The 22,276-nt window shown below is 53.0% G+C and carries 27 protein-coding genes; 21 read left to right on the top strand and 6 right to left on the bottom strand.

The features are described from left to right. Nucleotides 1–484: 484 nt before the first annotated feature. The 21 genes from pduA (at nt 485) to pduX (ending at nt 17,224) form a co-directional block, all read left to right on the top strand. Nucleotides 485–769 (top strand): propanediol utilization microcompartment protein PduA, encoded by a 285-nt coding sequence (gene pduA / locus F4V72_RS18515; protein WP_001183617.1) that lies wholly within the window; start codon nt 485–487, stop codon nt 767–769. Then, on the top strand, nt 766–1,578 hold the full coding sequence (pduB, locus tag F4V72_RS18520) for a propanediol utilization microcompartment protein PduB (RefSeq protein ID WP_023245833.1): 813 nt from the start codon (nt 766–768) through the stop codon (nt 1,576–1,578). The genes pduA and pduB overlap by 4 nt, the downstream gene beginning before the upstream one ends. Before the next feature lie 18 nt (nt 1,579–1,596). Further along, complete coding sequence (pduC, locus tag F4V72_RS18525) at nt 1,597–3,261, top strand: propanediol dehydratase large subunit PduC (protein ID WP_001256883.1); 1,665 nt, start codon at nt 1,597–1,599, stop codon at nt 3,259–3,261. A gap of 10 nt (nt 3,262–3,271) precedes the next feature. Continuing rightward, a complete protein-coding gene (gene pduD / locus F4V72_RS18530; protein ID WP_000405056.1) occupies nt 3,272–3,946 on the top strand; it encodes a propanediol dehydratase medium subunit PduD in 675 nt (224 codons plus the stop codon). Between the two features lie 14 nt (nt 3,947–3,960). Continuing rightward, a complete protein-coding gene (gene pduE, locus F4V72_RS18535; protein WP_053510294.1) occupies nt 3,961–4,479 on the top strand; it encodes a propanediol dehydratase small subunit PduE in 519 nt (172 codons plus the stop codon). Between the two features lie 14 nt (nt 4,480–4,493). Continuing rightward, complete coding sequence (locus tag F4V72_RS18540) at nt 4,494–6,326, top strand: diol dehydratase reactivase subunit alpha (protein ID WP_053510295.1); 1,833 nt, start codon at nt 4,494–4,496, stop codon at nt 6,324–6,326. After that, on the top strand, nt 6,316–6,693 hold the full coding sequence (locus tag F4V72_RS18545; protein WP_023179472.1) for a glycerol dehydratase reactivase beta/small subunit family protein: 378 nt from the start codon (nt 6,316–6,318) through the stop codon (nt 6,691–6,693). The genes F4V72_RS18540 and F4V72_RS18545 overlap by 11 nt, the downstream gene beginning before the upstream one ends. After that, nucleotides 6,686–6,961, top strand: a complete 276-nt coding sequence (gene pduJ / locus F4V72_RS18550) for a propanediol utilization microcompartment protein PduJ (protein WP_001057756.1) — start codon at nt 6,686–6,688, stop codon at nt 6,959–6,961. The genes F4V72_RS18545 and pduJ overlap by 8 nt, the downstream gene beginning before the upstream one ends. Then, entirely contained in the window at nt 6,962–7,429 is a 468-nt protein-coding gene (locus tag F4V72_RS18555) for a BMC domain-containing protein (protein ID WP_264165436.1), read from the top strand. Beyond that, nucleotides 7,429–8,061, top strand: a complete 633-nt coding sequence (locus F4V72_RS18560; RefSeq protein WP_136058213.1) for a phosphate propanoyltransferase — start codon at nt 7,429–7,431, stop codon at nt 8,059–8,061. The genes F4V72_RS18555 and F4V72_RS18560 overlap by 1 nt, the downstream gene beginning before the upstream one ends. Next, nucleotides 8,058–8,549, top strand: a complete 492-nt coding sequence (pduM, locus tag F4V72_RS18565; RefSeq protein ID WP_023245839.1) for a microcompartment protein PduM — start codon at nt 8,058–8,060, stop codon at nt 8,547–8,549. The genes F4V72_RS18560 and pduM overlap by 4 nt, the downstream gene beginning before the upstream one ends. Before the next feature lie 3 nt (nt 8,550–8,552). After that, on the top strand, nt 8,553–8,828 hold the full coding sequence (locus F4V72_RS18570) for a EutN/CcmL family microcompartment protein (RefSeq protein ID WP_023179480.1): 276 nt from the start codon (nt 8,553–8,555) through the stop codon (nt 8,826–8,828). Nucleotides 8,829–8,836: 8 nt separating this feature from the next. Then, complete coding sequence (pduO, locus tag F4V72_RS18575) at nt 8,837–9,844, top strand: two-domain cob(I)yrinic acid a,c-diamide adenosyltransferase PduO (protein WP_136058212.1); 1,008 nt, start codon at nt 8,837–8,839, stop codon at nt 9,842–9,844. After that, nucleotides 9,841–11,226, top strand: a complete 1,386-nt coding sequence (gene pduP / locus F4V72_RS18580; RefSeq protein WP_023245841.1) for a CoA-acylating propionaldehyde dehydrogenase PduP — start codon at nt 9,841–9,843, stop codon at nt 11,224–11,226. Before pduO ends, pduP begins: the two co-directional genes overlap by 4 nt. A gap of 10 nt (nt 11,227–11,236) precedes the next feature. Then, nucleotides 11,237–12,349, top strand: coding sequence for a 1-propanol dehydrogenase PduQ (locus tag F4V72_RS18585; RefSeq protein WP_023245842.1), 1,113 nt, complete (start codon nt 11,237–11,239; stop codon nt 12,347–12,349). Continuing rightward, nucleotides 12,346–13,701, top strand: coding sequence for a 4Fe-4S dicluster domain-containing protein (locus F4V72_RS18590; protein ID WP_063390583.1), 1,356 nt, complete (start codon nt 12,346–12,348; stop codon nt 13,699–13,701). Before F4V72_RS18585 ends, F4V72_RS18590 begins: the two co-directional genes overlap by 4 nt. 2 nt (nt 13,702–13,703) lie before the next feature. Continuing rightward, nucleotides 13,704–14,258 carry a propanediol utilization microcompartment protein PduT gene (pduT, locus tag F4V72_RS18595; RefSeq protein WP_046094620.1) on the top strand — a complete coding sequence of 185 codons (555 nt, stop codon included), beginning with the start codon at nt 13,704–13,706 and terminating at the stop codon, nt 14,256–14,258. Further along, nucleotides 14,258–14,608 (top strand): propanediol utilization microcompartment protein PduU, encoded by a 351-nt coding sequence (gene pduU, locus F4V72_RS18600; RefSeq protein ID WP_000402456.1) that lies wholly within the window; start codon nt 14,258–14,260, stop codon nt 14,606–14,608. The genes pduT and pduU overlap by 1 nt, the downstream gene beginning before the upstream one ends. A gap of 4 nt (nt 14,609–14,612) precedes the next feature. After that, a complete protein-coding gene (gene pduV / locus F4V72_RS18605) occupies nt 14,613–15,053 on the top strand; it encodes a EutP/PduV family microcompartment system protein (RefSeq protein WP_023245846.1) in 441 nt (146 codons plus the stop codon). Beyond that, on the top strand, nt 15,050–16,264 hold the full coding sequence (gene pduW, locus F4V72_RS18610) for a propanediol utilization propionate kinase PduW (RefSeq protein WP_136058211.1): 1,215 nt from the start codon (nt 15,050–15,052) through the stop codon (nt 16,262–16,264). The genes pduV and pduW overlap by 4 nt, the downstream gene beginning before the upstream one ends. A 93-nt stretch (nt 16,265–16,357) precedes the next feature. After that, on the top strand, nt 16,358–17,224 hold the full coding sequence (gene pduX, locus F4V72_RS18615; protein ID WP_136058210.1) for an L-threonine kinase PduX: 867 nt from the start codon (nt 16,358–16,360) through the stop codon (nt 17,222–17,224). A gap of 33 nt (nt 17,225–17,257) precedes the next feature. Here the strand turns inward: pduX and F4V72_RS18620 are convergent, their stop codons facing one another. The 6 genes from F4V72_RS18620 to phsB form a co-directional block, all read right to left on the bottom strand. Continuing rightward, complete coding sequence (locus F4V72_RS18620) at nt 17,258–17,593, bottom strand: DUF496 family protein (protein WP_000450405.1); 336 nt, start codon at nt 17,591–17,593, stop codon at nt 17,258–17,260. 244 nt (nt 17,594–17,837) lie between these two features. Continuing rightward, nucleotides 17,838–18,896: an FUSC family protein gene (locus F4V72_RS18625; protein WP_023245849.1), complete on the bottom strand. Its 1,059-nt coding sequence runs from the start codon at nt 18,894–18,896 to the stop codon at nt 17,838–17,840. A gap of 118 nt (nt 18,897–19,014) precedes the next feature. Beyond that, a complete protein-coding gene (sbmC, locus tag F4V72_RS18630; RefSeq protein ID WP_136058209.1) occupies nt 19,015–19,482 on the bottom strand; it encodes a DNA gyrase inhibitor SbmC in 468 nt (155 codons plus the stop codon). 144 nt (nt 19,483–19,626) lie between these two features. Beyond that, nucleotides 19,627–20,799: a serine-type D-Ala-D-Ala carboxypeptidase DacD gene (gene dacD, locus F4V72_RS18635; RefSeq protein ID WP_063390584.1), complete on the bottom strand. Its 1,173-nt coding sequence runs from the start codon at nt 20,797–20,799 to the stop codon at nt 19,627–19,629. A 123-nt stretch (nt 20,800–20,922) separates the two neighbouring features. Further along, nucleotides 20,923–21,687 carry a thiosulfate reductase cytochrome B subunit gene (gene phsC / locus F4V72_RS18640; protein ID WP_023245852.1) on the bottom strand — a complete coding sequence of 255 codons (765 nt, stop codon included), beginning with the start codon at nt 21,685–21,687 and terminating at the stop codon, nt 20,923–20,925. After that, nucleotides 21,684–22,262, bottom strand: coding sequence for a thiosulfate reductase electron transport protein PhsB (gene phsB / locus F4V72_RS18645; RefSeq protein WP_053528888.1), 579 nt, complete (start codon nt 22,260–22,262; stop codon nt 21,684–21,686). Before phsB ends, phsC begins: the two co-directional genes overlap by 4 nt. Nucleotides 22,263–22,276 lie beyond the last annotated feature (14 nt).

Consider the following 22,276-nt stretch of genomic DNA (forward strand, 5'->3'; position numbering starts at 1 on the left):
AGTTTCGGCTGGCGGTAGAGTACAGCTAACCTCACTATAAAAAGTGCCGCCTGTAAATTGTTGGCAACCTGCGGACCTGTCTCCCGGAAAAATCGTGTTGCGATAGCAAAATTTTGCTTTCCCTATATTTTTATCAGCCCGTCATACGGGAAATATGAGCTATAAAATACGCCTGTGAGAATAATAAAATATTGCGCAAGCCAACTTATCAAGTTCGAATAAGCATCACATTTTGCGTCTTTCGCCATATCAAATAAAAATACTTCCGTCACTAACAAAAATGTAAAAATGAAATAATAAAAGCAAAATAATCATATAAATAATAATATATTAAACATTAATTATCAATGAGTTATAAAAACAAAAAGCAATTTAATCATATTGTTCCCCCATTATTTTATGATACTCAACAGCAAGTCAGCCATTCTTTTTCCTCGCATCTTCTTATAGTCATCACTATCGGGAAAACCCAGGCGAGGTCTTTATGCAACAAGAAGCGTTAGGAATGGTAGAAACCAAAGGCTTAACTGCCGCCATAGAGGCCGCAGACGCAATGGTGAAATCAGCCAATGTGATGTTGGTCGGCTACGAAAAAATTGGCTCAGGGCTGGTAACGGTTATCGTTCGCGGCGACGTCGGCGCGGTAAAAGCGGCTACCGACGCTGGCGCGGCAGCCGCGCGAAATGTAGGAGACGTAAAAGCCGTACACGTTATCCCACGCCCACATACCGATGTAGAAAAAATCTTACCAAAAGGAATTAACCCATGAGTAGCAATGAACTGGTGGAACAGATCATGGCGCAAGTGATTGCCCGTGTGGCGACGCCGGAAAAAACGGTTAGTTCTGATACCCCCCATCCCAAACGAGAGACGGCTATGGCAGAAAAAAGCTGCAGTTTAACGGAATTCGTCGGTACCGCGATTGGCGACACCATCGGTCTGGTGATCGCCAATGTAGACAGCGCCTTGTTAGAGGCGATGAAACTCGAAAAACGCTACCGCTCCATCGGTATTCTTGGCGCCCGTACTGGCGCAGGCCCCCATATTATGGCCGCGGATGAAGCGGTCAAAGCGACTAACACTGAGGTGGTCAGTATTGAGCTACCCCGCGATACCAAAGGCGGCGCGGGTCACGGATCGCTGATCATTTTAGGCGGAAACGACGTTTCCGACGTAAAACGCGGGATCGAAGTCGCACTGAAAGAGCTCGACCGTACCTTCGGCGATGTTTACGCCAATGAAGCTGGACACATCGAGCTGCAATATACCGCACGCGCCAGCTATGCGCTTGAAAAAGCCTTTGGCGCGCCAGTTGGACGCGCCTGCGGCGTAATTGTCGGCGCCCCTGCTTCCGTCGGCGTACTGATGGCTGATACCGCGTTGAAATCCGCCAACGTTGACGTCGTAGCGTATAGCTCTCCGGCACACGGCACCAGCTTTAGCAACGAAGCGATTCTGGTCATTTCCGGCGATTCCGGCGCAGTACGTCAGGCCGTGATCTCCGCTCGTGAAATTGGCAAAACCGTCCTTGCGACCCTCGGTGACGAACCGAAAAACGATCGCCCGTCCTATATCTGATATCCGTGAGGCTGATTCATGAGATCGAAAAGATTTGAAGCGCTGGCGAAACGCCCTGTAAACCAGGACGGTTTCGTTAAGGAATGGATCGAAGAAGGCTTCATTGCAATGGAAAGCCCGAACGACCCAAAACCGTCTATCAAAATCGTTAACGGCGCCGTCACGGAGTTAGACGGTAAACCGGTGAGTGATTTTGACCTGATTGACCACTTTATTGCCCGTTACGGCATCAATCTGGCGCGAGCGGAAGAAGTTATGGCGATGGACTCCGTAAAACTCGCCAATATGCTGTGTGACCCTAATGTGAAACGCAGCGACATTGTTCCACTCACTACCGCCATGACGCCGGCAAAAATTGTCGAAGTCGTCTCGCAGATGAATGTGGTTGAGATGATGATGGCGATGCAAAAAATGCGCGCTCGTCGTACACCTTCTCAGCAGGCGCACGTCACCAACGTCAAAGATAATCCGGTACAGATAGCTGCGGATGCCGCCGAAGGCGCATGGCGTGGATTTGATGAACAGGAGACAACGGTAGCAGTAGCGCGTTATGCGCCGTTCAACGCTATTGCCCTTCTTGTTGGCTCACAGGTGGGCCGCCCCGGCGTACTGACCCAGTGTTCGCTGGAAGAAGCTACCGAACTCAAACTCGGGATGCTGGGCCATACCTGCTACGCCGAAACAATTTCCGTTTACGGTACGGAACCGGTCTTTACCGATGGCGATGATACGCCGTGGTCGAAAGGCTTTTTGGCCTCTTCTTACGCCTCTCGTGGCCTGAAAATGCGCTTTACCTCCGGCTCCGGCTCAGAAGTGCAGATGGGCTATGCCGAAGGCAAATCCATGCTTTATCTGGAAGCGCGCTGCATTTACATCACCAAAGCGGCTGGCGTTCAGGGGCTGCAAAACGGATCGGTCAGCTGTATTGGCGTACCGTCCGCGGTACCGTCAGGCATCCGCGCCGTATTGGCGGAAAACTTAATCTGCTCGTCGTTAGATCTGGAATGCGCCTCCAGCAACGATCAGACCTTCACGCACTCGGATATGCGCCGTACTGCGCGCCTGCTGATGCAGTTTCTGCCGGGAACCGACTTTATTTCCTCCGGCTATTCCGCGGTACCGAACTACGACAACATGTTCGCCGGCTCTAATGAAGATGCCGAAGACTTTGACGATTACAACGTCATTCAACGCGACCTGAAAGTCGACGGCGGTCTGCGCCCGGTTCGCGAAGAAGACGTTATCGCTATCCGCAATAAAGCTGCCCGCGCGCTACAGGCCGTCTTTGCCGGTATGGGGTTGCCGCCGATCACCGATGAAGAGGTTGAGGCCGCAACTTACGCTCACGGTTCGAAAGATATGCCTGAACGCAACATCGTTGAAGATATTAAGTTCGCGCAGGACATCATCAACAAAAACCGTAACGGTCTGGAAGTGGTGAAAGCGCTTGCCAAAGGCGGCTTCCCGGATGTCGCTCAGGACATGCTCAACATTCAGAAAGCCAAGCTGACCGGAGACTACCTGCATACTTCCGCCATTATCGTCGGCAGTGGACAAGTGCTCTCGGCGGTGAACGACGTTAATGATTATGCCGGACCGGCAACAGGTTATCGCCTGCAAGGCGAACGCTGGGAAGAGATTAAAAATATCCCTGGCGCACTCGATCCCAACGAACTTGGCTAAGAGGTGAAAAATGGAAATTAATGAAAAACTGCTGCGTCAGATAATCGAAGACGTACTGTCAGAAATGCAAACCAGCGACACGCCGGTTTCGTTTCACGCCCCTTCAGCAACCGCCGCTGCACAAACCACTGCACCTGGCGGAGAATGTTTTTTGACGGAAATTGGCGAAGCGAAACAGGGAACGCAGCAGGATGAAGTCGTCATTGCCGTTGGACCAGCGTTTGGCCTGTCACAGACCGTCAATATTGTCGGATTACCGCATAAAAGCATTCTGCGTGAAGTCATTGCCGGGATTGAAGAAGAAGGTATCAAAGCGCGTGTCATTCGCTGTTTTAAATCTTCCGATGTCGCCTTTGTAGCCGTTGAAGGCAACCGACTGAGCGGGTCTGGTATTTCTATCGGCATTCAGTCAAAGGGTACAACCGTTATTCATCAGCAAGGCCTGCCGCCGCTTTCTAACCTGGAGCTGTTTCCACAGGCACCGCTTCTGACGCTGGAGACCTATCGCCAGATTGGTAAGAACGCCGCGCGCTACGCAAAACGCGAATCACCACAGCCAGTCCCAACGCTGAACGATCAAATGGCTCGTCCGAAGTACCAGGCAAAATCGGCCATTTTGCACATTAAAGAAACGAAATACGTTGTGACGGGTAAAAACCCGCAAGAACTGCGCGTGGCGCTTTAAAAAAGGATACCTCCATGAATACCGAAGCAATTGAATCTATGGTTCGGGACGTGTTAAGCCGCATGAATAGCCTGCAGGGGCAAACCTCTGTGTCGGCCGCCGCGGGAACGTCAACGCACACGGCGAAAGTCAGCGATTATCCGCTGGCAAATAAACATCCAGAATGGGTAAAAACCGCCACCAATAAAACGCTGGATGATTTCACGCTGGAAAACGTACTGAGCGACAACGTCACCGCCCAGGATATGCGAATTACGCCAGAAACACTGCGTATTCAGGCGGCTATCGCTAAAGATGCCGGACGCGATCGCCTCGCGATGAACTTCGAACGCGCGGCAGAGTTAACCGCCGTACCCGACGATCGCATTCTGGAAATCTACAACGCCCTGCGTCCCTATCGCTCCACAAAAGAAGAGCTGATGGCCATCGCGGACGATCTGGAATCACGCTATCAGGCAAAGATATGCGCTACTTTCGTTCGTGAAGCCGCCACGCTGTATGTCGAACGCAAAAAACTCAAAGGCGACGATTAAGCGCGGGAGCGGATATGCAATATATAGCTGGCATAGATATCGGTAACTCCTCAACGGAAGTCGCACTGGCAGCGTTGAGTGATTCAGGCGAGCTGATAATAAAAAGCAGCTCGCTGGCAGAAACCACCGGAATCAAAGGCACATTGCGGAATGTGTTCGGCATTCAGGAGGCGCTTGCGCTTGCCGCAAAAAACGCAGGCATCAATATCAGCGATATTTCGCTTATTCGCATCAATGAAGCTACCCCAGTTATCGGCGATGTGGCGATGGAGACCATAACGGAAACCATCATCACCGAATCAACAATGATCGGTCATAACCCCAAGACCCCCGGCGGCGTGGGTTTGGGCGTTGGCGTAACGATTACGCCGCAAGAACTGCTCACCTGCCCGGCAGATAAACCTTACATTCTGGTAGTCTCTTCCGCCTTTGACTTTGCTGACGTCGCGACCATGATCAATGCCGCTGCGCGCGCCGGTTATCAGCTAACCGGCGTTATCTTACAGCAGGATGATGGCGTGCTGGTCAGCAACCGGCTGGAAAAACCGCTGCCTATCGTGGACGAAGTTCGTTATATCGACCGAATTCCACTGGGAATGCTGGCGGCAATAGAAGTTGCCGTTCCAGGAAAAGTGATCGAAACGCTGTCCAATCCTTACGGCATTGCTACCGTCTTTAATCTTAATTCGGAAGAGACCAAAAATATTGTGCCGATGGCACGCGCGCTAATTGGCAACCGCTCGGCGGTGGTGGTGAAAACACCCTCAGGGGATGTAAAAGCCCGCGCGATCCCCGCTGGCAATATTGAGCTGCTTTCACAGGGACGCACTCAGCGCGTTGACATCGCCGCCGGTGCCGATGCCATTATGAAAGCTGTGAGCAACTGCCCTCGTCTTGATAACGTCACGGGTGAAACTGGCACCAACATCGGCGGAATGCTGGAACATGTCCGTCAAACCATGGCGGAACTGACCAATAAACCCAGCGCTGAAATCTTTATCCAGGATTTATTGGCTGTTGATACCTCCGTTCCGGTGAACGTGACGGGCGGACTGGCCGGAGAGTTTTCCCTGGAGCAGGCAGTAGGCATAGCCTCAATGGTGAAATCGGACCGTCTCCAGATGGCCATGATTGCACGTGAGATTGAGCAAAAACTCAGCATTAACGTCCAGGTCGGCGGCGCAGAAGCGGAAGCCGCTATTTTGGGCGCACTAACCACGCCCGGCACAACGCGCCCACTGGCTATTCTGGATTTAGGCGCAGGCTCAACAGATGCTTCCATCATTAATCCCAAAGGTGAAATTATCGCCACGCATCTCGCTGGTGCGGGCGATATGGTCACGATGATTATTGCGCGTGAGCTGGGACTTAACGATCGCTACCTTGCGGAAGAGATCAAAAAATACCCGTTAGCAAAAGTGGAAAGTCTTTTTCACCTTCGCCATGAGGATGGCAGCGTTCAGTTCTTCCCCGCTCCGCTTCCTCCTGAAGTATTCGCTCGTGTCTGCGTCGTCAAACCAGGTGAACTGGTGCCGCTTCCGGGAGATATAGCGCTGGAAAAAGTGCGCGCTATTCGCCGCAGCGCAAAAGAGCGCGTATTTGTCACCAACGCATTGCGGGCGCTACGCCAGGTCAGCCCAACGGGCAATATCCGCGACATTCCGTTTGTTGTCCTGGTCGGTGGTTCGGCGCTTGATTTCGAAGTACCGCAGCTCGTTACTGACGCGCTGGCGCATTATCGTCTGGTGGCCGGACGCGGCAATATTCGTGGGACAGAAGGCCCAAGAAACGCTGTCGCCACAGGGCTGATTCTCTCCTGGCATAAGGCATTTGCTCATGGAAAGTAATCACAATTTACCCGCTATCGTTATCACCACTCTGGGATGCCATATATCCGACTGGCAACACGTATTGCTGGGTATTGAGGAAGAAGGCATACCCTGGGTTGTGCAGGAACAAGAGGCTGGCGAGGTGATCTATCAGGCATGGCTTGCCGCCAGCCGCTCCCCCTTGCTCGTCGGCATCGCTTGCGATCGGGAAAAACTGATAGTGCATTACAAAAATCTTCCCCCATCAGCGCCGCTTTTTACGCTGACGTATCACCAAAACAACCGCGCTCAGCGATGCACCGGCAATAACGCTGCGCGACTGGTTAAAGGCATTCCTTTCAGGGAATGTGACTCATCATCGACAGGAGAAAAGCAGTATGAATAACGCACTAGGACTGGTTGAAACAAAGGGGCTGGTCGGCGCCATTGAAGCCGCTGATGCCATGGTGAAATCTGCCAATGTGCAACTGGTTGGCTATGAAAAAATTGGCTCCGGTCTCGTCACCGTTATGGTTCGCGGCGATGTCGGCGCGGTGAAAGCAGCCGTTGATGCGGGCAGCGTCGCGGCAAGTGCGGTAGGCGAAGTGAAATCCTGCCATGTTATTCCGCGTCCGCATAGCGACGTTGAGGCTATTTTACCTAAATCCGCCTGACTGGCAGCAAATAAGGAGCACAGCGTGAAGCAATCACTGGGATTACTTGAAGTTAGTGGTCTGGCATTAGCCATCAGTTGCGCGGATGTCATGGCGAAAGCCGCTTCCATCACGCTGGTGGGCCTCGAAAAAACTCACGGCTCAGGCTGGACGGTGATCAAAATCACCGGTGATGTGGCCTCCGTTCAGGCGGCCATCATCACCGGCGCAAGTTTTGCCGACCAACGGCATGGTCTGATTGCTCATAAAGTGATCGCCAGGCCAGGAGACGGTATTTTAGCCGTTATCCCCGAATCCGCTCCCGCCATTGCGCAGGCAACGCCGATTAAGGAACCTCAACTGCCGGAAGTACAGCAAGATTTATCGCCTCTTATTAGCTGCAATTTATGCCTGGACCCTGCCTGCAAGCGCCAAAAGGGCGAACCCCGCACGCAATGTCTGCATTCAGGAAAACGAGGCGACGCGTAATGGATAAAACGCTTCTTGAATCCACGGTTCATAAAGTGCTGGATGAGCTGCGCAATCGCCCCATTCCGCTCGGCGTTTCAAATCGGCATATCCATCTCTGCGCCGCAGATTACGCGCGACTTTTCCCCGAACAGGCCATCCGCGAAAAAAAAGCGCTACTGCAACCGGGACAATATGCGGCGGAACAGACCGTCACGCTGGCTGGCCCTAAAGGTCAGTTAAAAAAGGTTCGACTGCTGGGCCCGCTGCGAAGCATAAGCCAGGTTGAAATATCCCGGACCAACGCCAGGACATTAGGTATCACCGCGCCGCTACGTATGTCTGGTGATTTGCAAGGAACCCCGGGCATTCGTCTGATAAGCCCGTTCGCTGAACTGGAGTTAGCGTCCGGGGTCATCGTCGCTCAACGCCACATTCATATGTCCCCGCTTGATGCGCTGATCTTCCGCGTGGCGCATGGCGATACCGTTTCTGTCGCCATTGAAGGCAGCGAACGCAGGCTTATTTTCGACAATGTCGCAATTCGCGTCTCGCCGGATATGCGTCTGGAGATGCATATCGACACGGATGAAGCTAATGCCGCCAGCGCCGACGATCCTCATACTTTCGCTTCTTTGGTAGCCCGACGATGAACGAAGACAAAGTACAACGCATTGCTGAAGAGGTCGTCTTTCGTCTGCAGCGACGGGCGCAAAGCAATATTGCGCTTAGCACAGCCCAGCTCCGGGACGCCGATTCACGCACGCTGTTTTCCCGGTATGGCAATCTGCGCATTTTGCTGGCGGATCTGCCTTTGCTCAGGGGAATTGCCGAACAAAACGACAACGATATTGCCGCCATAAAGCTCCACTACGCACTTGCGCTGGGGGTCAATGTACAAATATCGCTATGCCGTTCTTTGTTGACGTCCTTACCGGTGAAAAAGCTGGCGCGTCTGCCGTTGAGCTTCTGTGATGAAAATGGTCAGTCCATCATTCTGCACTCAGGTCAGCTCCTGAGTTATGCCGATGTTGCCCGACTAAGGCGCCAGATTCTGGTACTTCGTCGCCGATGCATCGTTACCGCACTGGCCCACGAAGCGGCCAGCGTCCGAAACATTCAACTGATTAGGCAGGAGTAAATCATGCATCTGGCTCGCGTCACAGGCGCAGTGGTCTCCACGCAAAAATCCCCCTCTCTGGTCGGGAAAAAGCTCTTACTGGTACGCAGAGTCAGTGCTGACGGACACCTTCCGCAACAGCCAGCGAATGGCGACGAAGTTGCCGTTGACTCCGTAGGCGCTGGCGTTGGCGAACTGGTTCTGCTCAGTAGCGGCTCCAGCGCCAGGCATGTTTTTTCCGGTCCTAACGAAGCCATCGATCTCGCAGTTGTCGGTATTGTCGACACGCTTTCACGTTGAGGTGAACTATGACGATTTACACCCGAACTGGCGATGCAGGTACTACGGCTTTATTTAGCGGACAACGCGTCAGTAAAACGCATCCACGCGTCGAAGCGTATGGCACGCTGGATGAGCTCAATGCCGCGTTAAGCTTATGCGTGTGCGCCACACACCATCCACAGCATCGTCGCTTTCTCGAATCCGTCCAGCAGCAAATATTCTGGTTTAGCGCCGAACTGGCCAGTGAAAGTGAGCAACCTAACCCAGGCCAGCGTTATATCAGCACCGAAGAAATTGCCGTACTGGAAGCGACGATAGACGCGGCAATGTCACGCGTTGCCGTTGTACACAGTTTTATTTTACCGGGTCGCTGCGAAGCGGCGAGCCGACTGCACTTCGCACGAACGCTTACGCGTCGAGCCGAAAGACGCCTGGTGGAGTTGAGCGCGGATATCGCCGTCAGACAGGTACTCATGCGTTACATCAACCGTCTGTCCGACTGTCTGTACGCACTGGCGCGCGCAGAAGATCATGACGCTCACCAGCGCCACATTATTAACGAAGTGACCAGGCGTTATCTCGCCTCAACTTATCCCTCAGCCATTAAGGAATCTTCTATGTCCCTTTCGTTTCAGGAGCTCCATCAGCTAATTCGCTCCGCCGTGGCGCGGGCAGAAGAGCTTCATGTTCCGGTTGTTATCAGCATTGTCGATGGTAACGGCACGCCAACCGTGACCTGGCGGATGCCCGACGCGTTGCTGGTCAGCAGCGAACTGGCGCCCAAAAAAGCCTGGACCGCCGTGGCCATGAAATCCGCCACCCATGAACTCGCCTCCGCCGTCCAGCCTGGCGCTGCGCTTTATGGTCTGGACACCCATATGCAGGGGAAAATCGTCACCTTTGGTGGCGGATTTGCATTGTGGCGTAACGGCGCACTGATTGGCGGTCTGGGTATCAGCGGCGGAAGCGTTGAACAGGACATGCATATTGCACAAGCCGCCATTGCGGCGATTGACGTGAGAACATATCAATGAATACATCTGAACTTGAGATGCTGATCCGCAATATTTTAAGCGAACAGCTAACGCCGGAAAAAACGCAAACTAAAGGAAACGGTATTTTTCAGACTGTTGATGAGGCGATTCGCGCCGCGCATCAGGCTTTCTTACGCTACCAACAATGCCCGCTAAAAACGCGTAGCGCCATTATTCACGCTATTCGCGCAGAGTTGGCGCCGCATCTGGCTTCGCTGGCGGAAGAAAGCGCAGCCGAAACGGGAATGGGCAATAAAGAAGATAAGCTCCTCAAAAACAAAGCCGCGCTGGATAACACACCGGGTATTGAAGATCTCACCACAACGGCGCTCACCGGCGACGGCGGGATGGTGCTGTTTGAATATTCGCCGTTTGGCGTTATCGGCTCCGTTGCGCCCAGCACTAACCCAACAGAAACGATTATTAATAACAGTATCAGTATGCTGGCGGCGGGAAACAGCGTTTATTTTAGCCCTCATCCCGGCGCAAAATCGGTGTCGCTCAAGCTGATCGGGATGATCGAAGAGATCGCTTTTCGCTGCTGCGGCATACGTAATCTGCTCGTCACCGTGGCAGAACCTACCTTTGAAGCGACACAGCAGATGATGTCGCATCCTGATATCGCCGTGCTGGCGATTACGGGCGGCCCGGGTATTGTCGCGATGGGCATGAAAAGCGGCAAAAAAGTGATTGGCGCTGGCGCAGGGAATCCGCCCTGCATCGTCGATGAAACCGCCGATCTGGTTAAAGCGGCGGAGGATATCATTAACGGCGCTGCCTTTGATTACAATCTGCCCTGTATTGCCGAGAAAAGCCTGATTGTTGTCGAGAGCGTTGCAGAACGCCTGATTCAGCAGATGCAAGCGTTTGGCGCGCTGCTTCTCAGCCCGTCGGACACCGATAAATTACGTACCGTCTGTCTACAGGATGGTCATGCGAATAAAAAACTGGTGGGTAAGAGCCCGGCGACGCTACTGGAAGCATCAGGCATCGCAACACCGGCAAAAACGCCTCGCCTGCTCATCGCGGTGGTGAATGCCGAAGATCCGTGGGTCACGTGTGAACAACTGATGCCCATGCTGCCCATTGTGAAAGTCAGCGATTTTGATAGCGCGCTGGCGTTGGCGCTAAAAGTCGAAGCGGGCCTTCACCATACCGCGATTATGCATTCAGAAAACGTGTCACGTCTGAATCTGGCGGCGCGTACCTTACAGACCTCCATATTCGTTAAAAATGGCCCGTCATATGCGGGTATCGGCGTCGGCGGAGAAGGTTTTACCACCTTCACTATCGCCACGCCGACCGGAGAAGGTACGACGTCAGCACGCACATTCGCCCGTTCGCGGCGTTGCGTACTCACTAACGGCTTTTCTATCCGCTAACGAGGTTGTAATGAATACCTTTTCACTACAAACCAGGCTGTATAGCGGTCAGGGCAGTCTGAAGGCGCTTAAGCGTTTTACGAATAAACATATCTGGATTATCTGTGATGCTTTTCTGGCGCGATCGCCGCTGCTTGATACGCTGCGTAATGCCTTGCCAGCAAATAATCGTCTCAGCATTTTTAGCGACATTACGCCGGATCCTACTATCGGTACGGTCGTACAGGGTATTACGCAAATGCAGTCCCTGAATCCTGATGTTGTGATTGGTTTTGGCGGCGGTTCCGCGCTGGATGCTGCAAAAGCTATCGTCTGGTTCAGCCGAGAATTTGGCATCGAAATTGAAACCTGCGTGGCTATCCCTACCACCAGCGGAACGGGATCTGAAGTCACGTGCGCCTGTGTTATTAGCGATCCTGATAAAGGAATTAAATATCCATTATTTAATAACTCGCTTTATCCTGATATGGCTATTCTCGATCCGATGCTGGTAGTCAGCGTACCCGCCACTATTACGGCGAATACGGGTATGGATGTGTTGACCCACGCGCTGGAGGCCTATGTTTCGCTACGCGCCAACGACTTCACTGATGCCCTGGCGGAAAAAGCGACGCAAATCGTCTTTCAGTATCTTCCCGTAGCGGTCAATAAAGGCGACTGTCTGGCGACGCGCGGCAAAATGCACAATGCGTCAACGTTGGCCGGTATGGCGTTCAGCCAGGCCGGACTTGGTTTAAACCATGCCATCGCCCACCAGTTAGGCGGACAGTTTCATCTGCCGCACGGGCTTGCCAACGCTCTATTGCTTACCTCCGTTATCCGCTTTAATGCACACGACTCACGCGCGGCGAAGCGATACGCCAGGCTCGCCAAAGCCTGCCGTTTATGCCCGGAAAGCGCTAACGAAACGACTTGCCTCAATGCGTTAACACAGCGCGTTGAACAGCTCAAAAAGCAGTGCGCCATCCCAACGCTTGCTGAAGCGCTGAAAGATAAAAAACAAGCTTATACGCCGCGTATCCCTGCTATGGCGGAAGCGGCGCTGGCGGATATCACGCTGCAAACCAATCCGCGTACTGCCGATGCCATCGCTATTAGCGAGCTACTGGAGGCGCTGTTATGAATACTGCTTCAACCGTCAACCTCGCCGATTGTGACGCGCAAACTATCCGCGATCGCGTGCGCGCCGCTGGCGTGACGGGCGCTGGCGGCGCAGGATTTCCTACTCACGTAAAATTACAGGCGCAGGTCGACACATTTTTGGTTAACGCCGCCGAATGCGAACCTATGCTCAAAGTCGATCAGCAACTGATGGCCTTACAAGCTTCACGGCTGATTCGTGGCGTACAGTACGCCATGAGAGCAACCGGCGCGCGTGAGGGCATCATTGCGCTTAAAGAAAAATATCAGACGGCAATCAAAGCGTTGACGCCGTTACTGACGCCAGCCATCCGATTGCATATGCTGCCGGATGTCTACCCTGCCGGTGATGAAGTATTAACGATATGGCTGGCAACAGGTCGTCGCGTCCCGCCAGCCGCGCTGCCTGTCAGCGTTGGCGTGGTGGTGAACAATGTGCAGACGGTACTGAATATCGCCAGAGCAGTTGAACAGCAGTATCCGGTTACTCGCCGAACGCTAACGGTCAATGGCGCAGTCGCAAGGCCGCTGACATTAACGGTTCCGCTGGGAATGCCGTTACGCGACGTGCTGGCGCTTGCGGGTGGCGCAACGGTGGACAATCCCGGGTTTATTAATGGCGGTCCGATGATGGGAAATCTGCTCCCTTCTCTGGATGCGCCCGTCACCAGGACGACCGGCGGCCTGCTGGTCTTGCCAAAAACGCATCCTTTGATCGCGCGTCGGATGCAAGACGATCGCACAATTCTCGCGATCGCCAGGACGGTTTGCGAGCAATGTCGGTTATGTACGGAGCTCTGCCCAAGACACTTAATCGGTCATGAGCTATCGCCGCATCTGCTGGTGCGCGCCGTTAATTATCACCAGGCCGCGACGCCCCAGCTCTTACTCAGCGCACTGACCTGCTCGGAATGTAACGTTTGTGAAAGCGTCGCCTGCCCGGTGGGCATCTCCCCGGTTCGCATCAATCGGATGCTTAAGCGCGAACTCAGGGCGCAGCATCAGCGCTACGAAGGACCGCTCCACCCGGCGGATGAGATGGCGAAGTACCGTCTGATTCCCATCAAACGGCTGATCGCCAAACTGGGTTTAAACGACTGGTATCACGACGCGCCATTCAACCCTTTCGAACCGCAGCCTGACAGGGTCATATTACTGCTGCGCCAGCATATCGGCGCCAGCGCGATCCCCTGCGTACAAAAAGGCGATCGCGTAGTGAGAGGACAATGTATCGCTGACATCCCGCAAGACGCATTAGGCGCGCCCATTCACGCCAGTATTGATGGCATCGTTCACGAAATCACCGATGAGGCCATCACGGTCGTAAGAGGTTAATTATGTCTCAGGCAATAGGTATTTTAGAACTCACCAGCATCGCCAAAGGAATGGAAGCTGGCGATGCGATGCTAAAAAGCGCCAATGTGTCGCTCCTGGTGAGCAAAACAATCTGTCCGGGTAAGTTTTTATTGATGCTGGGCGGCGATGTCGGCGCAGTGCAACAGGCAATAGCCGCGGGCGTCTCTCTGGCAGGTGAGATGCTCGTCGACAGCCTGGTGCTGGCGAACATCCATGCCAGCGTCTTACCCGCCATTAGCGGGTTAAACGCCGTGGAGCAGCGTCAGGCGATTGGTATTGTTGAAACCTGGAGCGTGGCTGCCTGTATCAGCGCCGCCGATCGGGCGGTAAAAGCCTCCAGTGTGACATTGGTACGCGTCCACATGGCCTTCGGCATTGGCGGGAAGTGCTATATGGTCGTGGCGGGTGATATCTCTGATGTTAATAACGCCGTGACGGTAGCCAGCGAAAGCGCCGGGGAGAAAGGGCTATTGGTTTACCGTTCTGTGATCCCACGTCCGCATGAGGCTATGTGGCGACAGATGGTGGAGGGATAATGGAAATACACACCACGACCGAACGTATGATTCAGGAGTACGTCCCCGGTAAACAAGTGACGCTGGCGCATCTGATCGCCAATCCCGGTAAGGATTTATTTAAAAAACTGGGCCTGCCGGATGCGGTTGCCGCCATCGGCATTTTAACGATTACGCCCAGCGAAGCGTCTATCATTGCCTGCGATATCGCTACAAAATCAGGCGCCGTCGAGATCGGTTTTCTGGATCGTTTCACGGGCGCAGTGGTGCTGACCGGCGATGTTTCAGCCGTTGAGTATGCGCTTAAACAAGTCACGCGCACTCTGAGCGAAATGATGCGTTTCACCTCATGCCCCGTTACGCGGACGTAATGCCATGAAACGCATCATGCTCATTGGCCCTTCGCAGTGCGGTAAAACCTCATTAACGCAGTGCTGGCGTGGAGAAACGCTCCATTATCAAAAAACGCAGACGATTATCTGGTCCCCCGCCGCCATCGACACGCCAGGGGAATATCTGGAAAACCGCTGTCTCTACAGCGCCCTGCTGACCAGCGCCTGCGACGCGGAGGTTATCGCACTGGTACTTAACGCTGACGCCGCGTGGTCGCCTTTTTCACCGGGGTTTACCGCACCGATGAATCGCCCCACTATCGGGATCGTCACCAAATCTGATTTAGCCAGTCCACCGCAGATTTCCTGTGTCCGCACCTGGCTGGAACAGGCTGGCGCGCAACAGGTTTTTATCACCAGCTCGGTAACAAAATCCGGATTTGATGAAATGGCTGCTTTTTTGAATGCTAAGGAATCTTTATGACGCACAACATAATGGCAATTAACGCGGGCAGCTCATCGCTGAAATTTCAGTTACTGGCGATGCCGCAGGGCGACATGCGCTGCCAGGGGTTGATTGAGCGTATTGGAATGGCGGATGCGCAGGTGACAATTAAGACGCTCAGCCAAAAATGGCAGGAAACCGTCCCCGTTGCCGATCATCGCGATGCGGTAACGCTGCTGCTGGAAAAGCTGCTGGGTTATCAAATCATTAACAGTCTGCGGGACATTGACGGGGTGGGCCATCGTGTGGCGCACGGCGGTGAGTTTTTTAAAGACTCGACGCTGGTCACGGATGAAACGTTAGCGCAAATCGAACGTCTTGCTGGACTGGCTCCGCTTCACAACCCGGTAAACGCATTGGGTATTCACGTTTTTCGTCAACTGTTGCCTGATGCCCCTTCCGTAGCCGTGTTTGATACGGCATTTCACCAGACGCTGGATGAACCCGCCTATATTTACCCGCTTCCCTGGCGTTATTACGCCGAACTGGGGATTCGCCGTTATGGCTTTCATGGCACCAGCCATAAGTATGTCAGCGGCGTTCTGGCTGAAAAGCTGGGCGTACCACTCAGCGCATTACGGGTGATTTGTTGTCATCTTGGAAACGGTAGTAGCGTCTGCGCCATCAAAAACGGGCGTTCGGTCAATACGTCGATGGGCTTTACGCCGCAGTCAGGCGTGATGATGGGCACCCGTAGCGGAGATATTGATCCCTCTATTCTGCCGTGGATAGCCCTGCGCGAAAGCAAAACGCCGCAACAGTTGAATCAGTTATTAAATAATGAGTCAGGCTTGCTGGGCGTTTCTGGCGTGTCGTCTGATTACCGCGATGTCGAACAGGCAGCCAATACCGGTAACCGGCAGGCTAAACTCGCTCTCACCCTGTTTGCCGAACGCATTCGCGCCACCATTGGCAGTTATATCATGCAAATGGGTGGACTGGATGCGCTGGTATTCACTGGGGGCATTGGTGAGAACTCAGCGCGCGCCAGATCGGCGGTTTGCCATAATTTGCAATTTTTAGGCTTAGCCGTTGATGAAGAGAAAAATCAGTGTAATGCGACATTTATCCAGACGGAGAACGCCCTGGTGAAAGTCGCCGTCATCAACACCAACGAAGAGTTAATGATCGCACAAGACGTTATGCGCATTGCGCTACCGGCCACGGAAGGGCTTTGTGTATCAGCCTGAGAGCGTTATACGACGAATTGCGGCAAGTCATGGTAATAGCGCCTTTACCATGACACTATGCGCGCACCCTATTCGTACCTGAAAGGTGATAACGTGGCTGTTGCGCAATGCCCCGCCTCATGCGGGGAACTTATCCAGGGATGGATTCTGGGCAGTGAGAAACTGATCTCCTGCCCGGTTGACTGGTACAGCACCGTAGCAGTCACGGCTGCGCCGCCGTTGGTAAACGAGCGCCCATTGTCGCGGGCGATGGTGGAGCGCGTTCTGGCGCACTGGCAGTATCCTGCGCACTGGAGTAACGAGATTCGCGTCGATGTGCGTTCGTCAATTCCCATTGCCAAAGGCATGGCCAGCAGCACCGCAGATATCGCCGCTACGGCGGTGGCAACGGCGCATCATCTTGGCCATTCGCTGGATGAAGCTACCCTTGCTCGGCTTTGTGTCTCAATCGAACCTACCGATAGCACTGTTTTTCATCAGTTAACGCTGTTTGATCATAATAATGCGGCCACGCAAATCGCCTGCGAGCCACCGCCGCCTCTTGATTTGCTGATGCTGGAAAGCCCGGTCACGCTGCGCACGCAAGATTATCACCGTCTCCCTCGCCAGCAGAAATTACTAGCAAGTTCAGCAACCTTGCAGCAGGCCTGGAGTCTGGTGCAGGAAGCCTGTATAACGCAAAATCCGCTCCGACTGGGTGAGGCGGCTACGCTTAGCGCTATCGCCAGCCAGACTCTGCTACCTAAGCCGGGATTTACCGCCCTGCTGTCGCTGGTCGAAGAGTGCGATTTATACGGATTGAATGTGGCGCATAGCGGTAGCGTGGTGGGTCTGATGCTGGACCGGAAACGTCATGACATTGCGCGCCTGAAAAGTAAGCTGGCAGAGAAAAAACTTACCCGACACTGGCCAAAACAACATTTACTCAAGATGGTAACTGGCGGGGTCAAACTGCAGTGAGAGCCCGATATAAGCTCCCACTGCCGTAGCGCATTATTCGGCTTTTACATCGGCGTGTTTCATTTCGCCCATCGCTTTCAGCTTTTTGGAAATGTCGCGACGCTCTTTGGAGATTTCGGCATTTTTAATGATGTAGTCATCAACGCGATCTTCATAGTCGCTTTTCATACTGGCGATGATGCCCTGAATCGCCTCAACGCTCATACCTGGCTTGATGTAGTCGCTCAGGTTGTCCAGCAGCAGCACACGCTTCTGGTTGTCACGGATCTTCTTCTCAATGTCCTGAATTTCACGCTGCAGTTTATTTTTGCGACGGAACAGACGAACAAACTCCAGCACGTCCTGGAAAGAAGGCTTGGTTGTTTCCATTTTTACACCCCTGATAATGTGAGATTCGGATTCGTTAAGCAACTGCTAGTGGATAAACATTACGTTTATCCCCGTCATACTTCAAGCCGCCAGAGGAAACACCGTTACGTCGCCGCCTGGGGAAACCTGAACGTTCGGGGATAAAATCGTTGCCAGTAACACTCATTTTATCCTTATATTAGTATCATACTCTTAATCTTTGCTGAATCGAAGCAGCAACGAATTCATTCGCCCCATCTGCTTTTTATTTGCGCAAAGCCCGGCAGATCAAATGCGAAAGCAGTTCCAACTGTCGGGCCGTTTCCATACTTAGCCAAACATAGCCGTGGATGGGGGTTTCAGCCACCGCGTCGCCCTGCTGCTCGTTCATTAGCTGCCGCAACTCGGCAGCAATATCATTCAGTTTACCAGTGTTTGCCAGTACCGGTTGCGGGTTGCCTTCATACAACGCGTGGGCGATCGTTAACAAGGTTTGCTGCGTCATCTGCTGGGTTTCACGCAATGTGTGCGCGTTAAGCATCACAAAATGACTGGCGCGCGTCGCCCAGTGGGCATTGATTTGTAATTCCAGCATACAAACCAGATTACGGTTGATGGTCTGAATAGCCTCGAAAATAGATTTTTGTATCCGGGTTTCTTTACTGGCGGGCGTTATCAGCCCACGCATTTTGACGACATCGTTCAGCAACTGTTGCAAATGTTTATCCAACCGGGGGCGCTCCAGCAAATTCGGCGACAGCGCCGCCTGATACACCCGATTATACGCCGTGACGCAATGCGCCAGTTGGATGCGCCAGTGCAAAAAGGCGCGCTGGGGCCAGATGCCGGTAAACAACATCGCCAGTAGCGACCCCAAAATCACATCCCCGCCACGCCATAATGCCGTATCCATATCGCCAGCGGGAGCGCCGACAACAACCGCAAGCGTTATACCTATCAATAGCGCCTGATACGGTTTTTTCCCTAAGGCCAGCCACCCGCATAAAAACATCGCTACCGCACACCACACCAGCATCAGCGGTAAGGAAAAGAGTTCCAGGCGTAGCGCCACCAGCCCCAACGCAGCGCCCAGAATCGTACCGCCTATGCGCTCAAAAGCGCGAGGCACTACATTTCCCCAGAACGAGATGGGCCCCATAATCACCACTAAAGTAATAAGCGGCCATGTGCCTTCGGGAATAGAAAACAGACGAACCAACAGAAAGGTAAGAATGAACGCCAGAGCAATACGTATACCATGCACGATGCGATAATGACGGTACAACCGTATTTCAAAGGGGCTTAATGATTTATCGGCACGCACTCTTACACTCCTTACGGGAATGGCAAAAAATGCATTGTACCTGCTTTATAGCAAAAATAGCGCACAGGCGGACGGAACAAATTATCCGTCCGCTATTTTCAGGTTGAAAACAAATCGATCACTTCCGCCGTACCGGAATATACATTTCAATATCCCAGTACCCGTCTTCGGCGCCGTTATTCAGATAGGTTTCAAAACAGGGCGCAGAGGCTATCTGATAAGCGTTGTCCTGTAGCAACGCGTCAAAAAACTGATACCACGGCGTCGCAAAGTCGTCATTTTCGACACGTGCGACAGCCGTTGCGTATTCGCCGCCTTCGATTTCAGTCACGATCGCGCCTTCGCTATTGTCCGGCAGGACAAAATTTTCCGCTACGGAAACAACGGTATCGCAGCGGAGTTTTTCCGCAGGCACTTCATCCGGATTATCGTAGTAAACGGCTATCCATTCGATCGGGACGATTTGATTTCCGTCTACCCACATCATCAGTTGTTCAAAACCCTGCTTTATGGTTTGTTCCCATGGGCCGACCATATGGAAACCGGCTATCTTACGTTTTTGTTCCTGCCTGATTTCGTAATCCATGCTGCCTCCACCATTACACTGTATTTATATACAGTGTAATTTTTAACTTTCAACGCCACAAGGATAACGTGATTATTATGTGAGCAGACTCGCACTCCTCCCTTTGCAAGCAGGAGTTTGAGGCGCATGGCGTGTGACAACGGCTTACGCTTTATGCTGAAAATAGTCGCTCAGACGAGAGAACATACCGCCTTTGCCCACCGATTCCAGAGTGACCAGCGGCCACTGGGCGACCAGTTTATCTCGATCGTAGAGCTCTATTTCACCTACCTGTTGATGAGCGGCGATTGGCGCCTCCAGCTCTTTTCTATCCAGCACATATTTTGCTTTGATATGCGGAATTTCCGCTTTAGGCAGTACCATCCAGAAGTCCTGTTCCGTACCCAGCACAATCTTTTCTTTGTCTCCGTACCAGATCCGCTCGCTGCCCACTTTTTTGCCGCTGTGCAAAATCTGCACCGTTGCAAAGTTTTGCTGGCCCCACTGCAACAGTTTTCGCGCCTGTTCCTCACGGCCTTTCGAACTTTTCGCCCCCATCACGACGGCGATGAGTCGACGCTGTCCGTCCACCGCCGATGCGATAAGATTAAATCCCGCCCCCGATGTGTGTCCGGTTTTAAGCCCATCGATATGCATTGTCTTATCCCACAACAAGCCGTTGCGGTTCTGCTGCGTGATGCCGTTCCAGGTCAGGCTCTTCTCGCTGTACATGTGATAAAATTCAGGTTCGCCGTGAATAATCGCCCGGGAGAGTACGGCCAGGTCATACGCGGAACTATGTTGCCCCGGCGCATCCAGTCCGTGGACGGTTTCAAAATGGGTATCCTGTAAGTTAAGTTTTTTCACATAGCTGTTCATCATCGCCACAAACTGTGGCTGCCCGCCCGCGATATAATCCGCCAGCGCCACACAGGCATCGTTACCGGAATCCACAATTAAGCCACGGCTTAAATCACGTACCGACACGCGATCCCCTTCTTTTAAAAACATCAACGAGGAGCCGACAAAAACCGGATTATCCTTCGCCCAGGCGTCGCGCCCAACGGTGACGATATCGTCAGGACTGATACGATGACTATCGATGGCGCGATCGACGACGTAGCCCGTCATTAGCTTGGTGAGGCTGGCGGGATTGCGTTGCTGGTGTTCATTACCGGCGGTAAGAACCTGTCCCGTAGTGTAATCCATCAACACCCAGGCGCCTGCATCAATGGCTGGCGGTTGGGGAGCAAAACTTACGGTATCAGCCGCAAGCGCAGGAGAAAGGTGCATCGCAAATAAAGAAGCGGCAATAAACAAACGGCGTTTCAACAGCATGTCCTCAGGATTGTCTCTATTTGCCGTTCTTTTTACGGAAGTTCGGTTAAACAAACATGGATAAATTGCAAGAAAATGTGACACAAGGCACATTTTCTTGCTTAATTTATTTTATGAATACGGTCAGACGGCGGGCTTATCCCCACGCGGCGCGGTACGATGACGGTGATAGCCGTCAACCATACTACGGAAGATTTGTCCCGGCGTGTCGCCTAGTGTACACAGATAGAGATGTGCGCAAATAAACAGTAAGCCGATGATAGCAAGCGCCATATGCAGCACCAGCATCACTGGGCCCAGACCCGCAACCTGCGGATAGAGACACAATAGACCTGTGATGATTAATAGCGGCACCAGCGCGTACATAATCGCCAGATATGCCAGTTGTTGCAGTGGATTAAACTTATTCTGCTCTGTTGCGGCAAACGGATGCGCCTCCCCTTTCATGATGCCAAAAAGGTAAAAACGCGTCTGACGTATGCAGCGCGTCACCAGTCCGGAAAAATTTACCCGATAGTGACGCCCGTTACCTGTGGTGAGGTTGATCAGCACAAACCCAACCCAGAAGGCCAGTAAGGCAAAACCACACCAGGTATGCACCTGTACCATTAGCGCTACAGGGCCGAGAGAAAAATGACCAAATAAACCGCTTAACAGTAACAAAACGAACAGTAACGCATTTCCCCAATGCCAACGGCGAATCGCTAGCGAGTAGAGATAGTCACGATGCTCTTCGCCGCCCGCCGTTTTTGGCGCCAGCATCCGGCGCAATAACGCATGGATAATCAGCCCGACAAGCATGAGCAGCACCACGACGCCTGCGTAAATTAACCACAGCGGCCAATAATCCGGTGCATAGTGTAGTTCCGCTCCCCAGATAGTATTCATGCTTTACCCTCCTGATGGACTTCTTTACGACGGTACAGACTGACTGCGCCGCTACGCGCCTCCTGCTGGCGGTAGACCTCTTTCTGACCGACCCAGCGCTGGATCTCGCTCTCATCCAGTCTGCCGAATTTCAGCGCGTCCGTTGGGCAAACGGATACGCACGCCGGAGACTGGCCAGCCGCCAGCCGCGTATCGGCACAGAAGTTACACTTGTCGGCGACGCCGGTTTGCGGATTCAGATAGCGCACATGGAAAGGACACGCGGCAACACAGTAATCGCAGCCAATACAGCGCGATTTATCAACCTGCACGATCCCGTTTTCATCACGATATGACGCTCCGGTAGGACAAACGCTGACACACGGCGCATTGTCACAGTGCTGACAGGAGACACGGACAAATTGAAAATGGGTTAGTGCGTCGGATGCCTGTTCAGGGGCGCGAATTTGTACCTGTACGCGGCTAAATCCCTCAGGTACGTCATTAAGCACTTTGCAGGCAACGGTACACGCCTGGCAGCCGATACAACGTTTTTCATCATGCAGCATGACGTACTGATTCGTTAAATGATTCATGGTTCCCTCCTCCC

The sequence above is a fragment of the Salmonella enterica subsp. diarizonae genome (assembly GCF_008692785.1).
GTDB lineage: Bacteria > Pseudomonadota > Gammaproteobacteria > Enterobacterales > Enterobacteriaceae > Salmonella > Salmonella diarizonae.

What these genes read in the sequence shown, in the direction of transcription:
- pduA (WP_001183617.1), top strand. Translation starts at nt 485, where the DNA reads ATGCAACAAGAAGCGTTAGGAATGGTAGAAACCAAAGGCTTAACTGCC.
- pduB (WP_023245833.1), top strand. Translation starts at nt 766, where the DNA reads ATGAGTAGCAATGAACTGGTGGAACAGATCATGGCGCAAGTGATTGCC.
- pduC (WP_001256883.1), top strand. Translation starts at nt 1,597, where the DNA reads ATGAGATCGAAAAGATTTGAAGCGCTGGCGAAACGCCCTGTAAACCAG.
- pduD (WP_000405056.1), top strand. Translation starts at nt 3,272, where the DNA reads ATGGAAATTAATGAAAAACTGCTGCGTCAGATAATCGAAGACGTACTG.
- pduE (WP_053510294.1), top strand. Translation starts at nt 3,961, where the DNA reads ATGAATACCGAAGCAATTGAATCTATGGTTCGGGACGTGTTAAGCCGC.
- F4V72_RS18540 (WP_053510295.1), top strand. Translation starts at nt 4,494, where the DNA reads ATGCAATATATAGCTGGCATAGATATCGGTAACTCCTCAACGGAAGTC.
- F4V72_RS18545 (WP_023179472.1), top strand. Translation starts at nt 6,316, where the DNA reads ATGGAAAGTAATCACAATTTACCCGCTATCGTTATCACCACTCTGGGA.
- pduJ (WP_001057756.1), top strand. Translation starts at nt 6,686, where the DNA reads ATGAATAACGCACTAGGACTGGTTGAAACAAAGGGGCTGGTCGGCGCC.
- F4V72_RS18560 (WP_136058213.1), top strand. Translation starts at nt 7,429, where the DNA reads ATGGATAAAACGCTTCTTGAATCCACGGTTCATAAAGTGCTGGATGAG.
- pduM (WP_023245839.1), top strand. Translation starts at nt 8,058, where the DNA reads ATGAACGAAGACAAAGTACAACGCATTGCTGAAGAGGTCGTCTTTCGT.
- F4V72_RS18570 (WP_023179480.1), top strand. Translation starts at nt 8,553, where the DNA reads ATGCATCTGGCTCGCGTCACAGGCGCAGTGGTCTCCACGCAAAAATCC.
- pduO (WP_136058212.1), top strand. Translation starts at nt 8,837, where the DNA reads ATGACGATTTACACCCGAACTGGCGATGCAGGTACTACGGCTTTATTT.
- pduP (WP_023245841.1), top strand. Translation starts at nt 9,841, where the DNA reads ATGAATACATCTGAACTTGAGATGCTGATCCGCAATATTTTAAGCGAA.
- F4V72_RS18585 (WP_023245842.1), top strand. Translation starts at nt 11,237, where the DNA reads ATGAATACCTTTTCACTACAAACCAGGCTGTATAGCGGTCAGGGCAGT.
- F4V72_RS18590 (WP_063390583.1), top strand. Translation starts at nt 12,346, where the DNA reads ATGAATACTGCTTCAACCGTCAACCTCGCCGATTGTGACGCGCAAACT.
- pduT (WP_046094620.1), top strand. Translation starts at nt 13,704, where the DNA reads ATGTCTCAGGCAATAGGTATTTTAGAACTCACCAGCATCGCCAAAGGA.
- pduU (WP_000402456.1), top strand. Translation starts at nt 14,258, where the DNA reads ATGGAAATACACACCACGACCGAACGTATGATTCAGGAGTACGTCCCC.
- pduV (WP_023245846.1), top strand. Translation starts at nt 14,613, where the DNA reads ATGAAACGCATCATGCTCATTGGCCCTTCGCAGTGCGGTAAAACCTCA.
- pduW (WP_136058211.1), top strand. Translation starts at nt 15,050, where the DNA reads ATGACGCACAACATAATGGCAATTAACGCGGGCAGCTCATCGCTGAAA.
- F4V72_RS18620 (WP_000450405.1), bottom strand. Translation starts at nt 17,593, where the DNA reads ATGGAAACAACCAAGCCTTCTTTCCAGGACGTGCTGGAGTTTGTTCGT.
- sbmC (WP_136058209.1), bottom strand. Translation starts at nt 19,482, where the DNA reads ATGGATTACGAAATCAGGCAGGAACAAAAACGTAAGATAGCCGGTTTC.
- dacD (WP_063390584.1), bottom strand. Translation starts at nt 20,799, where the DNA reads ATGCTGTTGAAACGCCGTTTGTTTATTGCCGCTTCTTTATTTGCGATG.
- phsC (WP_023245852.1), bottom strand. Translation starts at nt 21,687, where the DNA reads ATGAATACTATCTGGGGAGCGGAACTACACTATGCACCGGATTATTGG.
- phsB (WP_053528888.1), bottom strand. Translation starts at nt 22,262, where the DNA reads ATGAATCATTTAACGAATCAGTACGTCATGCTGCATGATGAAAAACGT.